The sequence below is a fragment of the Micromonospora sp. CA-259024 genome (assembly GCF_050936255.1).
Classification (GTDB): Bacteria; Actinomycetota; Actinomycetes; order Mycobacteriales; family Micromonosporaceae; genus Micromonospora.
This window is the reverse complement of sequence record NZ_JBNJND010000001.1, coordinates 1,823,489-1,836,888: the sequence shown is the minus strand read 5'-3', so window position 1 is coordinate 1,836,888 and position 13,400 is coordinate 1,823,489. Positions and strand designations below refer to the sequence as shown.

The window sequence follows — 13,400 nt, the reverse complement described above, 5'->3', positions numbered from 1 at the left end:
CGGCGGGTGGGCAGAATTGCCGCCCGTGGACGCCGTATCGCTGAGTACCCTGCTGGCCGCCGCCGCGATGGCCGGGTGGGTCGACGCCGTGGTCGGCGGTGGTGGGTTGTTGCTGCTGCCGGCGTTGCTGGTGGCGGCCCCGGGGTTGCCGGTGGCGACCGCGCTGGGCACCAACAAGCTGGCCGCGATCTTCGGGACGGCCACGGCGGCGGCGACGTACGCGCGGCGGACCAAGGTCGACTGGCGGGTGGCGGGGCCGGCGGCGGGGTTGGCGGTGTTCAGCGCGGGCGTGGGTGCCGCGCTCGCCGGGGCGGTGCCGGCGTCGGCGTACCGGCCGGTGGTGCTGGTCGTGCTGGTGTCGGTGGCGGTGTTCGTGCTGCTGCGTCCCCGGTTGGGTGTGGTGGCGGCGCCGCAGCGGCGGACCCCGGTGCGGGTGGCGGTGGTGATCGGGGTGGCCGGGGTGGCCATCGCCCTGTACGACGGGTTGATCGGTCCGGGTACCGGAACGTTCCTGGTGCTGGCGTTCACCGCGTTGGTGGGGGCGGACTTCGTGCACGGCTCGGCGATGGCGAAGGTCGTCAACGCGGGTACGAACCTGGGCGCGCTGGTGGTGTTCGGGCTGACCGGGCACGTGTGGTGGTTGCTCGGCGCGGCGATGGCGGTGTGCAACATCGCCGGCGCGGTGCTGGGGGCGCGGATGGCGTTGCGTCGCGGTTCGGGGTTCGTGCGGGTGGTGCTGCTGGTGGTGGTGCTGGCGTTGGTGGCGAAGCTCGGCCACGACCAGTGGGTGGCCCGCTGATGCCGACGACGACGGGCGGACGCTGACGGCCCGGTAGCGGGTCAGCGGCGGCGGCTGGGTGAGTCGAAGCGGCCGGCGCGGATCTCCCGCAGGGCGCGGCGGCGGATGTCGCCGCGCAGGGTGTCGACGTAGAGCGTGCCGTGCAGGTGGTCGGTCTCGTGTTGCAGGGCGCGGGCGAGGAACCCGCTGCCGGCGATGGTCAACGGCTCGCCGTGCTGGTCGACGCCGTGGGCGGTGGCGTGCAGGGCCCGTACGGTCGGGAAGTACAGGCCGGGGATGGACAGGCAGCCCTCCTCGTCGTCCTGGAGTTCGTCGGACAGCTCGAGGGTGGGGTTGATCAGGTGGCCGCGGTGGCCGTCGGCGTCGTAGACGAACACCTGGGCGCTGACGCCGATCTGCGGTGCGGCGACGCCGGCGCGGCCGGGTGCGCCGAGCAGGGTGTCCATCAGGTCGGTGACGAGGGCACGCAGCTCGGCGTCGAAGGTGGTGACCGGCTCGCATCCGGTGCGTAGGACGGGGTCGCCGATGATCCGGATGGGCCGCATGGTCATGCGGGTCAGCGTATCGCCGAGGGCGGCGGGTTCAACGCCCGGCCAGGGTGGCGCGGATCGGGGTGGTCTTCGCGGCGGCTTCGGCGACCTCGGCGCATGCGTCGCTGTCCCAGGTGATGCCGCCACCGGCCCAGGTGTGCAGCCTCTCGCCGTCGGCGGCGGCGGTGCGGATGGTCAGGCCGAGGTCGACGCGGCCGGGGGCGACCCAGCCCAGCGCGCCCATGCTGGCGCCCCGACCGACGGGTTCGAGGGCGCTGATCTGGGTCAGCGCGGCGAGTTTCGGCGCGCCGGTGACCGAGCCGCCGGGGCAGGTGGCGCGCAGCAGGTCGGCGAGGCCGAGGCCGTCGGCGGCGTCGGCGCGTACGGTCGACTCGGCCTGCCACAGGTCGCACCAGCGGCGGACGGTGAACAGGTCGTCGACGCGGACGCTGCCGGTGCGGGCGATGCGGGCGAGGTCGTTGCGTTCCAGGTCGACGATCATGATGTGTTCGGCGCGCTCCTTCGCGCTGGTGAGCAACTCGGCGCGGCCGGCGGCGGTGGCCGGGCGGGTGCCCTTGATGGGTCGGGTGATGAGCTGCCCGTCGGTGACCTCGACGAGGGTTTCCGGGGAGGCGCAGCCGATCGCCCAGCCGTCGCCGGTGAGGACGCCGCCGTAGCGGGCGCCGGGGAGCGCGCCGAGGCGGGTCAGGGCGGGCAGCGGATCGCCGGTGTAGCGGGCGGCGGCGTGTCCGACGATGCTGGTCTGGTAGACGTCGCCGCGGCCGATGGCGGTGCGGACCGACTCGACGGCGGCGGCGTGTTGGCGGGGGGTCCAGCTTTCGGTCCACGGGCCGAGCCACCAGGTTCGCGGCGGGCCGGGCGGTGCGGCCTGGGTTCTGGTCCCGTGTTCGTAGACGACCACGGCGAGGTCGGGCAGGGCCGGTGTGGGCTCGGGCGCCGGGGTGGGTGCGCCGGCCAGCTGCGCCCCGGCGGCGGCGGACAGGTAGAGTGCGGCGCCGCAGACTCCGGTGTCGCGGTGCGCCGCGGCGGGTCGGGTGAGGTCGTTCAGCGGCAGTCCGTGCGCGGCCAGGAAGTTCTCGGCGATGGCTGCGGGGTCGCCGCCGTCGCCACGCCGCCACTGCAGGCGGGCACGTTCGGTGAGCGTGCCTCGGCACGCGGGCGGCGCTGCGGGCACATTGACCAACGCAGCCGGGCCGCTGTACGCGGCACCCACCTGTGGGAGCGTTTCCACGCCGTACGGTCCGATCTTCCTCATCCGTTCAGTGGATTTCCCGTGCACCAGGCGGGCACCTGCTCGATGCTGGACACTTTCGCTTGGTACTGTGCGTCACTGGTCATGTGAACCATGACACAGTGCCCCCACAGTCCGGAGAACCCGATGTGCCAGCACCAACCGACCTGCCCCTCCGCTGAAGCTACCGACCGGGAAGCCGCGCGCGTCCTCGCCTGCTTCCCTGAGCAGGGCTGGAGCCTGCTCTGCAACGGCGTCATCGTCTTCGAGGACACCGGCGAGCTGCTCCCCGACGGCAGCAGCATCGCACCGCACCGCGGCCCCGCCCGCCACGCCCTCGTGGCCTGATCGACCACTAAGCGTCACCGAATAGCCGCCGTCGACCCAGGCTAGTCCCCCGGTCAGGGACATCCCGGCCCAGGTCGCAGCGGCTGCCGGGGCGGCCACACCGCCCGCCCCGGCTCGCCCGTCGTCGTCTGCCCTCGGACGACTCCGTCATCGTCAGTCCTCGAACGCCTCCGGCGACGGGCACGAGCAGACCAGGTTCCGGTCGCCGTACGCGCCGTCGATACGCCGCACCGGCGGCCAGTACTTCCCGGCCCGGTCCACCCCGGCCGGGTACGCGCCCACCGACCGCGGGTACGGGTGCGGCCACTCGTCACCGCTGACCATCGCCGCGGTGTGTGGCGCGTTGGCCAGGGGGTTGTCCCCCGCCGGCCACTCCCCGGCACCAACCTGGTCGATCTCCGCCCGGATGGCGATCATCGCGTCGCAGAACCGGTCCAGCTCGGCCAGGTCCTCACTCTCGGTCGGCTCCACCATCAGCGTCCCCGCCACCGGGAACGACATCGTCGGCGCGTGGAAGCCGTAGTCGATCAGCCGCTTCGCCACGTCGTCCACGCTCACCCCGGTCGCCTTCGTCAACGGCCGCAGGTCCAGGATGCACTCGTGCGCGACCAGGCCCTTGTTGCCGGCGTACAGCACCGGGAAGTGCCCCCGCAGGCGCGCCGCCACGTAGTTCGCCGCGAGGACGGCCACACCGGTCGCCCGGGTCAGCCCGGCCGCGCCCATCATCCGCAGGTACGCCCACGGGATCGGCAGGATCCCCGCCGACCCGTACTTCGCCGCCGAGATCGCCGGCGTCGCGTCCGCGTGCGCCCCCAGCGGGTCACCGGGCAGGAACGGCGCCAGGTGGGAACGCACCGCCACCGGACCCACGCCCGGGCCGCCACCGCCGTGCGGGATGCAGAACGTCTTGTGCAGGTTCAGGTGCGACACGTCGGCGCCGAACTTGCCCGGCTTCGCGAACCCGACCAGGGCGTTGAGGTTCGCCCCGTCGACGTACACCTGCCCGCCGGCGTCGTGGACCTTCGCGCACAGCGACGCGATGCCCGTCTCGTACACACCGTGCGTCGACGGATACGTCACCATGATCGCGGCGAGCGCGTCCCGGTGCTTGTCGATCTTCGCGTCGAGGTCGACCAGGTCGACGTTGCCGTTGTCGTCGCAGGCCACCACGACCACCCGCATGCCGGCCATCACCGCCGACGCCGCGTTGGTGCCGTGCGCCGACGACGGGATCAGACACACGTCGCGGTGCGCCTCGCCCCGGCTGTGGTGAAACGCCCGGATGGCCAGCAGCCCGGCCAGTTCACCCTGCGAGCCGGCGTTGGGCTGCACGCTGACCGCGTCGTAGCCGGTCACCTCGGCCAGCCACGACTCCAACTGACCGATCATCTCCCGGTACCCGGCGGTCTGCGCGTCCGGGGCGAACGGGTGGATGTGCGCGAACTCCGCCCAGCTGATCGGCTCCATCTCGGTGGTGGCGTTGAGCTTCATCGTGCACGACCCCAGCGGGATCATGCCCCGGTCCAGGGCGTAGTCGAAGTCCGACAGCCGGCGCAGGTAGCGCAGCATCGCCGTCTCCGAGTGGTGGCTGCGGAACACCGGGTGGGTCAGGAAGTCGCTGGTGCGACGAAACTCGACCGGCAGGGCCGCCACGCCAGCTCCGTCGAACGGTGGCACACCGAACGCCGCCCACACCATCTCCAGGTGCGCGACAGTGGTCGTCTCGTCGCAGGACACACCCACCCGGTCGGCGTCGACCAACCGCAGGTTCACCCCACGCTCGGCGGCCGCCGCGACGACCTGCGCCGCCCGACCCGGCACGCTCGCGGTGACCGTGTCGAAGAACGCCACGTCCGCGACGTCCACGCCACCGGCGCGCAGCCCGGCCGCGAGCCGAGCCGCCATCTGATGGGTACGCGTCGCGATGTCCCGCAGCCCGTCCGGGCCGTGGTAGACGGCGTACATGCCGGCCATCACCGCGAGCAGCACCTGCGCGGTGCAGATGTTGCTGGTGGCCTTCTCCCGCCGGATGTGCTGCTCGCGGGTCTGCAACGCCAGCCGGTAGGCCGGGTTGCCATCCGCGTCGCGGGACACGCCGACGAGGCGGCCGGGCAGCATCCGCTCCAGGCCCGCGCGTACCGCCAGGTAGCCGGCGTGTGGCCCACCGAAGCCCATGGGTACGCCGAAGCGCTGCGTGGTGCCGGCGGCGATGTCCGCGCCGATCTCCCCCGGTGCCCGCAGCAGCGTCAACGCCAGCAGGTCCGCCGCGACGGTGACCAGCGCGCCGACGCCGTGTGCGGCCTCGACCAGCGCCCCATGATCGCGGACCGCGCCGGACGCGCCCGGGTACTGCAGGTGCAGGCCGAAGAACTCCGCCGGCAACTCGTCCCGCTCGACGTCGACGACGCGCACGTCGATGCCGAGCGGCTCCGCACGACTGGTGATCACCGCGATGGTCTGCGGCAACGCGTCGGCGTCGACCACGTACACGGCGCTCTTGCTCTTGGACGCCCGGCGGGCCAGGGTCATCGCCTCCGCCGCGGCCGTGCCCTCGTCGAGCATCGACGCGTTCGCGGTGGCCAACCCGGTCAGGTCGGTGACCATCGTCTGGAAGTTCAGCAGCGCCTCCAGCCGGCCCTGGCTGATCTCCGGCTGGTACGGCGTGTACGCCGTGTACCAGGCCGGGTCCTCCAGCACGTTGCGGCGGATCACCGCCGGGGTGTGCGTGCCGTGGTAGCCCAACCCGATCATCGACACGGCGACGGTGTTGCGTGCCGCCAGGGCCCGCAGCTCGGCGATCGTCTCGGCCTCGGTGGCCGGGTCAGGCAGATCGAGGGTGCCGTGCCAGCGGATCACCTCAGGGATCGCGGCGTCCATCAGCTCGTCGATCGAGCCGTGCCCGACGACCTCCAGCATCCGGCGCTCATCGTCAGGGCCGGGCCCGATGTGACGGGTGGCGAATTGCTCTACGGTCATGGGGGCACTCCCGGGGCGAGGTCGACGTGTCGGCCTCCCCCTCTGTCGCACCCCACAGGGCGCTCCACAGTGCCTGCCCACGAGGTCCTTTTGCCTGAGAGGTTCCGGGGAGGATTTGCCCCTTCGGCGCCGCCCCGCGTGCTGTCGGGCGGTCTCTCCCACGTGGGTGTTACCGGCATGGTCAACGCTACCAGCGCCGGTGTTTCCGGCTGATGTCCTACCCCCGGGCCGCCGCGCACGTCCCCGGGGACTGTCCGCCCTCGGGCCCGTTCACACCCCGACCGGCGCGACCGCCGTCGCCGCCTTTCCGGCGACCCGCACGGCCAGTTCTGGCAGCAGTGCACCCAACGGCGCGTCCACGCACACGGTGGCGTACCCGTCACCACGGGTGGGGCCCTGGTTGACGATCGCCACCGGAATGCCCCGTTTCGCCGCCCGAATCACGAAACGACGCCCCGACATCACCGTCAACGACGACCCGAGCACCACCAACGACCGGGCCTGCTCCACCAGCGCGAAGCAGCGTGCCACCCGCTGCGGGGGCACCGTCTCGCCGAAGAACACCACGTCCGGTTTCAACATCCCGGTGCCGCAGATCCCGCAGTCCACCGGCCGGAACGCGGCCACCTGCTCGTCAGGGAGATCCACATCACCGTCCGGGTTCACCGCGGCGACCTGGGCCACGAAGTCCGGGTTGGCCTCACGCAGCCGCCGGTCCAGCTCCTCCCGGGAGGTCAGGTTGCCGCAGTCCAGGCAGGTCACCTCGTCCAGGCGACCATGCAACTCGATCACCGACGTGCTGCCGGCCGCACCGTGCAGACCGTCGACGTTCTGGGTGATCACCGCGTCGACCAGGCCGGCGCGTTGCAGCCCGGCCACCGCCCGGTGCCCGGCGTTCGGCGCCGCACCGGCGATCAAACGCCACCCCAGGTGGCTACGCGCCCAGTAGCGGCGGCGGGCGAGCGGATCCCGGGTGAACGCCTGGAAGGTCATCGGAGTGTGCCGGCGGGCCACCCCGCTGGGCCCCCGGTAGTCCGGGATGCCCGACTCGGTGGACAGGCCCGCACCGCTGAGCACCACCACCCCACCGCCGGCCACCAGCGAGGTCAACACGTCGAGGCTCTCCGTCACCCCTCCATGCTGCCTCAGCCCAGCCGGTGACGCCGCACCCCCGGGTCCGCCCGGCGGGATCTACACCGCCACGACGTCGGCGACGACGCAGGCGACGTTGTCCGGCGCCCCCTCGGCCTGGGCCAGATCGAGCAGCCTCCGCACCGTGTGTTCGGGATCGGCCGCCGCGCTCAGGGCCACCCGCAGGGCGGCCCGGTCAACGACAGCCGAAAGCCCGTCGGAGCACAGCAGGTACCGGTCACCGGGCAGGGCGGTGCGAAGCGCCAGGTCGGCCTCGACCTGCTGGCCGCCGCCGAGGGCACGCACCAGCAGAGCCCGCTGCGGATGCACGCCCGCCTCGTCGCGGTCGAGCCTGCCCTGATCCACCTGCGCCTGAACCCACGTGTGGTCCTGGGTGAGCAGCGACAACTCTTCACCGCGCAGGAGGTATGCCCGGGTGTCACCGACGTGCACCAGGGCCAGTTGGGAACCGGAGCGCAGCAGCGCGGTCAGCGTGGTGACCGGCTGGTGGTCGTCGGTCGCCAGCCCACGCACGGCGTGGTCGGCGTCGGTGACCGCACCGGCCAGCAACGTCAGCAGGTCCACGGCCGGTGCGTCGGTGAGTTCCAACGGCCTGAGGGCGTTGATGGCGGCAGCACTCGCGGCAGCGCCACCGGGCCCTCGCATGCCATCGGCGACGGCGAGCAACCGCTCACTGGCGTACGCGGCGTCCTCGTTGCTATCACGCACAGTCCCCGTCTCACAACCGGCGGCGTAGCGGACGGCGAGGGTGGGATTCGTCTGAGACACGGTGTTACCTCCTCCTGACAGGTGGTCCACGAGGACGGTGGCGAGCCGGGCGCGAGCTGCGGTATCGGCGCTGACCTGCTGCCAGTACGCGGTGATCGCCTCCGCAGCGGCCGAAGGCTCCAACCCACACACGGTGCGGATCATCGCCAGGGGCATGCCGATGCGCCGCAACTGGGCGACCAGCCGGGCCCGTGGCAACTGCTCCGGGTCGTAGAGCCGGTATCCGGACTCGGGATCGACCGCGGCCGGCGGTAGGACCCCCACCTGGTCGTACAGGCGCAACGCCTTCGGCGTCAGTCTCGCCGCCGCAGCGAACGCCCCGATGGTCAGCAACCCCACGTCGGCATCCTCCTCGTGTCGGTCACGGCGACCGACAGGCACCAGAGTGGGGGTTGACCAAAGGTCAAGGTCAAGGTCGGCGGCGTCCGGGCCCTGGTGTCGCCGGTTGCGGTGCACACCGCCGGTAGGTTGGGCGCATGCGTGTTGTCATCGCCGGAGGTCACGGCAAGATTGCCCTGCTGCTGGAGCGTCACCTCGCCGGGCGCGGCGACACCGCCGTCGGCCTGATCCGCAACCCCGAGCAGGCCGCCGCGCTGCGCGCCGCCCGCGCCACCCCCGTCGTCTGCGACCTGGAACACACCGACGTCACCCAGGTCGCCGCGCACCTCGACGGCGCCGATGCGGTGATCTTCGCCGCGGGTGCCGGTCCCGGCAGCGGCGCCGCCCGCAAGGACACCGTCGACCGGGCCGCCGCCGCGCTACTCGCCGACGCCGCCACCCGTGCCGGCGTCCACCGCTACCTGCTGATCTCCTCGATGGGCGTGGACAACCCACCCGCCGCCGGCACCGACGACGTGTGGGCGGCGTACCTGCGCGCCAAACTGGCCGCCGAGGACGACCTGCGCGGCCGTGACCTGGCCTGGACGGTGCTGCGGCCCGGACGGCTCACCGACGACCCACCCACCGGACGCGTCACCCTCACCCGACATGCCGGCCGTGGTGCGATCAGCCGCGCCGACGTCGCCCACGTCCTCGTCGCGCTGCTCGACGAACCGCGCACCACCGGCACGACGCTGGAGCTCGTCGGCGGGCCCACACCCGTCGCCGACGCCATCCACGCCACCCTCACCTGACCGAACCCGCCGTCCACCCCGAGGAGAGCAATGGACCCACAGCCACTCGATCACCGCTTCACCGCGCCCATCGAGAAAGGCGGCGCCTTCGCCACCTACGTGACCGTGCCCGACTCCGCGCAGTTGCTGGGCACCCGCCGCGCCGTCAAGGTCACCGGCACCATCGACGGTCACCCGTTCGGCGCCACCCTCATGCCCTCGGGCACCGGCCCGCACTGGCTGCCCATCCGAGCCGCCCTGTGCAAGGCCATCGGCAAGAGCGAAGCCGGCACCGAGGTCACCTTCCACCTCGAGCAACGCCTCAGCTGAGCACAACCGGCCCGCTCACCACCACGACGCTGCGGGCCACCGGTGTCCGACACCGGCCGCCAGCACCACCGGGTGGGGTCCACCGTCAGCGGACCCCACCCACGATCACCGCTGGTGGTGCCTCGGCAACGCCGACTGCCCCGCCACGCCACCGACGAACGGCACCCCCGGCGTCTCCGCCGCGATCCGGTCCATCGTGCGGGCCAACTGCTCACTGCCGTCGTCGAGATGCCGCGCCGCCGCCTGCATGTGCGACACCATCATCTCGCCGAAGATCCGCAACGCCTCCCGGGTGGCGACCGTGTCGTCGAAGCTCGACCCCGCCGAGCTGCGGTACTCCGTCACCGCCCGCTCCGCGGCCTGCTTCGCCTCCGCCTGCGCCGCCTGCATGTAGCTCTCGTACTGCACCCGGGCGTACTCGGCGACCCGCCGCGCGTAGTCATGCGCCTGCGCGATGATCTGCTCCGCCTCCCGTTGCGCCGCGGACAGCAGATTCACCTCCCGCGCCGCCGGAACCTTCGCCGCCGCCCCCGTGCTCGGGATCACCCCGTGCCGGTGCAACTCCACCCGGTCGGTCAGCCGCTCGTTCTCCGCCCGCAGCGTCGCGATCTGCGTCGCCAACAGGTCCAACTCGTCGGCGACCTGCATTCGGAACCGGTCCACGTCAGCATTGTCATAGCCACGCCGCGTGAACGACGCGACACCGAACTCCCACCGCCGGACCCGGTCGGCGGTCATCCGCACCTGCACACCGCCGGAAACCTGCATCCCGTCGTACCGACTGATCGGGGTCGCACTCACCTGTGCCCGCCTCCGTTCGCGACTGCGGGGCTCGCAAGCTCACTCCTCGCGCTCACCTGTGCCCACCTCCCGAAGTGTCACCGGCGGTCGGCTGCTGCACCGCCGTACGCCAGGCCGGGCCGTACCACTGCTCACCCAGGCCCTCATGGTGCACCTGACCCGCGTGGAAACCCGCCTGGACCAACGCCTGCACCGCGTGCGAAACCATCTCGTCCGACCCGCACACGAACACGTGTCGGGAACGCCAGTCACCGTCGGCCAGCGCCCGGTCCACCGCGTGCTCGAACTCCCCCGGCCGGTTCACATCGGCACCCACCACGTAGGTCACCGTCAACCACGGGTACGACGACGCCAACTTGTCGATCGCGTCGCTGTCGTAGAACTCACTGCGCGAACGGGCCCCCACGTACAGGTCCACCCGTCGGCGGGAACCCTCCGCGGCCACCTGCTCCACCAACGCCTTCACCGGCGCCCAGCCGGTACCCGAAGCCAGCAGCAACAGGTCACTGGAACCCGCCGACCACAACCCCAGCCGATCCCCCACCGGCGCCGCGAGGTGGATCCGATCCCCCACCGCCGACCCGTACACCAGCCGCGACGACACCGCGCCACCCGGGGCGGCCCGCACATGCAACTCCAACGTGCCATCCGCGCGTGGTGCGTTCGCCGGCGAGTAGTACCGCCACGAACGCACCGACGGATGCGACACCCCGACCGACTGACCCGGGGTGAACGGCAACAGGTACTGCGGACGCACCGTCAACACGGCCACGTCGAACGCCCGCCGCTCATGCGCCACGATCTCCGCCACCCACCACGGCGGGTTCACCGACTCGGCGGCCTGCGCCGCCTCCGTCATCACCTGCGCGACCAACCCGTACGCGGCCGTCCAGTCCTGCGCCAACTCGTCGGTCCACTGCTCCGCGAGGAAATGCTGCAACGTCGCCAACAGCGCCTCACCGACCGCCGGGTAGTGCTCGGCGCGCACCGCGAACTTACGGTGGTCCGCACCGAGATCCTGCAGGAAACCCACCAGCCGGTCCAACTGGTCCACATTGGACACGATGTGACCCAACGCGGTGACGAGGCGGTCCCGCTGCCCGGCCATGTTCGTGGGGAACATCTGCCGCGTCTCGGGATGAGCGAGGAACAACGTCGAATAGAAGTAGAGCGGCACCTGGTCGCCGTGACCGGCGACCAGGGACCAGCTCTGCTTGAGCCGGGCCGCGTCCACGCTCAGGCGCCCGACCGGTTTCCGGCGGCCACCACCTGGTCCTGCACCTGCCCCAGCACCGTCTGCACGTCGGCCAGGATGTCCGCCGGAACACCCAGCTCGGTCAGCGTCACCACCAGGTGCCCACCCACCTTCGCGTAGTGCTCCACGGGAATGTTCAACGGCTGGTGCGCCTCGGCCAACCCACGACCGGCGTACTCGTTCGGACCACCCAGCACCGTGGTCAACATCAACGTCAGGTGCCGACGCTGACCCGCCATGTCCACATCGGCGAAGTAACCCGCCAACTCAGGGTCGACGAGCACCTTGTCGTAGAACAGATCCACGGCCGCCTTGACCGAGCTGGCACCGCCGATGCGGTCGTAGTGCGAGGCGGGAGCGGTTTCTTCCGTAACCGTCACGGTCGTTCCTTCCGAGGGGCGAGGGTCGCGCGGTCGGCGCGGAGGGGCACGGCCCCCGGAAGCGACATCGACGTGCCACGGCGACACCGCGCCGGGAACCGTGTCGGACCATAGCGTGTCAACCGCTTCCGGTCATGGCCCCCTATCGGGTTCCCGACAACGGCCCGACACGCTACGTCACCACCACCGACGCGAATCTCCACAATGCGCCACCAGAAAGACACTCACCGTGTCCACCGTGGAGCCAACAAACCTGACGACTCCACCCACGGTCACCGACGGTCGCGAGAAAACCAGCCCAGAAAAAAGCCGGACGTCCCCGCGCTCAGCCAGCCCGCCGCCGCGCCCGCCGCGCCGCCAACTCGTCACCCACCGGATCCGACTCCGACGCCACCGCCGGCTCCACCGGGCCACTCGCCGCCGGCTCCGCCGGCAGATGCGACAACGACCCCTGGATCTCCTTGAAGGCCCCACCGATCGCGATCCCGAAGACACCCTGGCCACCCTGCAACAGGTCGACCACCTCCTCCGGAGACCGGCACTCATACACCGTCGTCCCGTCAGAGATCAGCGTGATCCCGGCCAGATCCTCCACACCACGCGACCGCAACGCCTCGATCGCCTTACGGATGTTCTGCAGGGACACCCCCGCGTCCAACAACCGCTTCACGACCTTCAACACCACCAGGTCCCGGAACGAATACAACCGCTGCGTCCCCGAACCCGAGGCGTCACGCACGCTCGGCACCACCAGCGTCGTTCGCGCCCAGTAATCCAACTGCCGGTAACTGATGCCCACCGCGTGGCAGGCCGTCACACCCCGGTAACCCACCGAACCGTCACCCTCAGTCGCCATTCCTGGCGACGAGGCACCCGGCTCGTCCAACTCTGCACCCGGATCGGGATCCCGCGGCTCGTGCATCCGGACAACCTCCCCGTCAGTGTGGCGACGCGTCGTTTCCGGGACGCGCACCCCTCGACATGGCAACCCTATAGCCACCTTCAGGGGTTACCACGGAGGAACCGACGCGACACGCCGCGCAGCCACCGAGAAAGATCACCAACCGAACCGGGCATCACCCGTAGTCACACCCAGGGCCCGTCTCAGCCCGCGAAATCCTCCGGACGCACCTGGTCCAGGAACTCGCGGAACTTCTCCACCTCGTCCTCCTGCTCGTCCGGGATGATGATCCCCGCCTCGCTGAGGACCTGCTCGGCACAACGAATCGGCGCCCCGACACGCAACGCCAACGCGATCGAATCGCTCGGCCGCGCCGACACCCGCACCCCATCGCCGATCAACAGATCCGCGTAGAAGACGTTCTCCTTGAGCTCAGTGATCTCCACCGCCTGCAAGGGAGCCTTCAACGCCGTCAACACATCCCGCAGAAGATCGTGCGTCAACGGCCGGGCCGGCTTGACCCCCTGCTGCTCATAAGCGATAGCCGTCGCCTCGACCGCGCCGATCCAGATCGGCAGATAGCGGTCCCCCTCGACCTCCCTGAGCAGGACGATCGGTTGGTTGCTGGGCAGCTCCACCCGAACTCCGACCACGCTCAGCTCGCGCACCGCCGCCTCCGTGTCGTTGTCACCTACGCCGCACCGCGCCCTTCCCTGCACGGTACACGGACCGCGACACGGCCGTCCCATGCGCTACAGCACCACGCCCGCGCCGGAAAGGGGTTACCCCGGCAAGC

Annotated in this window: 14 protein-coding genes and 1 riboswitch; of the genes, 4 read left to right on the top strand and 10 right to left on the bottom strand. The window is 71.3% G+C overall.

What is annotated here, in order from left to right:
- Positions 1 to 25: 25 nt before the first annotated feature.
- Positions 26 to 799 (top strand): sulfite exporter TauE/SafE family protein, encoded by a 774-nt coding sequence (locus ACQEUX_RS07720; RefSeq protein WP_433043339.1) that lies wholly within the window; start codon positions 26 to 28, stop codon positions 797 to 799.
- Positions 800 to 840: 41 nt separating this feature from the next.
- On the opposite strand, the gene ACQEUX_RS07715 is transcribed toward ACQEUX_RS07720, so the two are convergent.
- Together ACQEUX_RS07715 and ACQEUX_RS07710 are read right to left on the bottom strand one after the other, a co-directional pair.
- Positions 841 to 1,350 carry a peptide deformylase gene (locus tag ACQEUX_RS07715; protein WP_433043336.1) on the bottom strand — a complete coding sequence of 170 codons (510 nt, stop codon included), beginning with the start codon at positions 1,348 to 1,350 and terminating at the stop codon, positions 841 to 843.
- 31 nt (positions 1,351 to 1,381) lie between these two features.
- A complete protein-coding gene (locus tag ACQEUX_RS07710; protein WP_433043333.1) occupies positions 1,382 to 2,605 on the bottom strand; it encodes a chorismate-binding protein in 1,224 nt (407 codons plus the stop codon).
- 123 nt (positions 2,606 to 2,728) lie between these two features.
- Between ACQEUX_RS07710 and ACQEUX_RS07705 the strand changes: the two genes are divergently transcribed.
- Entirely contained in the window at positions 2,729 to 2,929 is a 201-nt protein-coding gene (locus tag ACQEUX_RS07705; protein ID WP_089000314.1) for a DUF5999 family protein, read from the top strand.
- 153 nt (positions 2,930 to 3,082) lie between these two features.
- Here the strand turns inward: ACQEUX_RS07705 and gcvP are convergent, their stop codons facing one another.
- The 3 genes from gcvP to ACQEUX_RS07690 all read right to left on the bottom strand — a co-directional run bounded on the left by gcvP (position 3,083) and on the right by ACQEUX_RS07690 (position 8,164).
- Positions 3,083 to 5,905, bottom strand: a complete 2,823-nt coding sequence (gene gcvP, locus ACQEUX_RS07700; protein ID WP_433043329.1) for an aminomethyl-transferring glycine dehydrogenase — start codon at positions 5,903 to 5,905, stop codon at positions 3,083 to 3,085.
- A 72-nt stretch (positions 5,906 to 5,977) separates the two neighbouring features.
- Positions 5,978 to 6,076, bottom strand: a riboswitch (glycine riboswitch).
- A 99-nt stretch (positions 6,077 to 6,175) separates the two neighbouring features.
- The gene (locus ACQEUX_RS07695) at positions 6,176 to 7,036 is read right to left on the bottom strand and encodes an NAD-dependent protein deacetylase (RefSeq protein ID WP_433043326.1); all 861 of its coding nucleotides are present in this window, start codon (positions 7,034 to 7,036) and stop codon (positions 6,176 to 6,178) included.
- A 60-nt stretch (positions 7,037 to 7,096) separates the two neighbouring features.
- Positions 7,097 to 8,164: a MerR family transcriptional regulator gene (locus ACQEUX_RS07690; RefSeq protein WP_433043323.1), complete on the bottom strand. Its 1,068-nt coding sequence runs from the start codon at positions 8,162 to 8,164 to the stop codon at positions 7,097 to 7,099.
- A 137-nt stretch (positions 8,165 to 8,301) separates the two neighbouring features.
- On the opposite strand from ACQEUX_RS07690, the gene ACQEUX_RS07685 reads away from it, so the two are divergent.
- The gene (locus ACQEUX_RS07685; RefSeq protein ID WP_433043320.1) at positions 8,302 to 8,958 is read left to right on the top strand and encodes an NAD(P)-binding oxidoreductase; all 657 of its coding nucleotides are present in this window, start codon (positions 8,302 to 8,304) and stop codon (positions 8,956 to 8,958) included.
- Positions 8,959 to 8,988: 30 nt separating this feature from the next.
- Entirely contained in the window at positions 8,989 to 9,267 is a 279-nt protein-coding gene (locus ACQEUX_RS07680) for a DUF1905 domain-containing protein (RefSeq protein ID WP_433043317.1), read from the top strand.
- A gap of 105 nt (positions 9,268 to 9,372) precedes the next feature.
- On the opposite strand, the gene ACQEUX_RS07675 is transcribed toward ACQEUX_RS07680, so the two are convergent.
- The 5 genes from ACQEUX_RS07675 to ACQEUX_RS07655 form a co-directional block, all read right to left on the bottom strand.
- Entirely contained in the window at positions 9,373 to 10,068 is a 696-nt protein-coding gene (locus ACQEUX_RS07675) for a DivIVA domain-containing protein (protein WP_433043314.1), read from the bottom strand.
- 52 nt (positions 10,069 to 10,120) lie between these two features.
- Positions 10,121 to 11,302: a globin domain-containing protein gene (locus tag ACQEUX_RS07670; RefSeq protein WP_433043311.1), complete on the bottom strand. Its 1,182-nt coding sequence runs from the start codon at positions 11,300 to 11,302 to the stop codon at positions 10,121 to 10,123.
- A 2-nt stretch (positions 11,303 to 11,304) separates the two neighbouring features.
- A complete protein-coding gene (locus tag ACQEUX_RS07665; protein ID WP_433043308.1) occupies positions 11,305 to 11,703 on the bottom strand; it encodes a group I truncated hemoglobin in 399 nt (132 codons plus the stop codon).
- A 325-nt stretch (positions 11,704 to 12,028) separates the two neighbouring features.
- Positions 12,029 to 12,625 carry a MerR family transcriptional regulator gene (locus tag ACQEUX_RS07660; protein WP_433043305.1) on the bottom strand — a complete coding sequence of 199 codons (597 nt, stop codon included), beginning with the start codon at positions 12,623 to 12,625 and terminating at the stop codon, positions 12,029 to 12,031.
- Between the two features lie 182 nt (positions 12,626 to 12,807).
- The gene (locus ACQEUX_RS07655; RefSeq protein ID WP_433043302.1) at positions 12,808 to 13,272 is read right to left on the bottom strand and encodes a bifunctional nuclease family protein; all 465 of its coding nucleotides are present in this window, start codon (positions 13,270 to 13,272) and stop codon (positions 12,808 to 12,810) included.
- Positions 13,273 to 13,400: the final 128 nt, after the last annotated feature.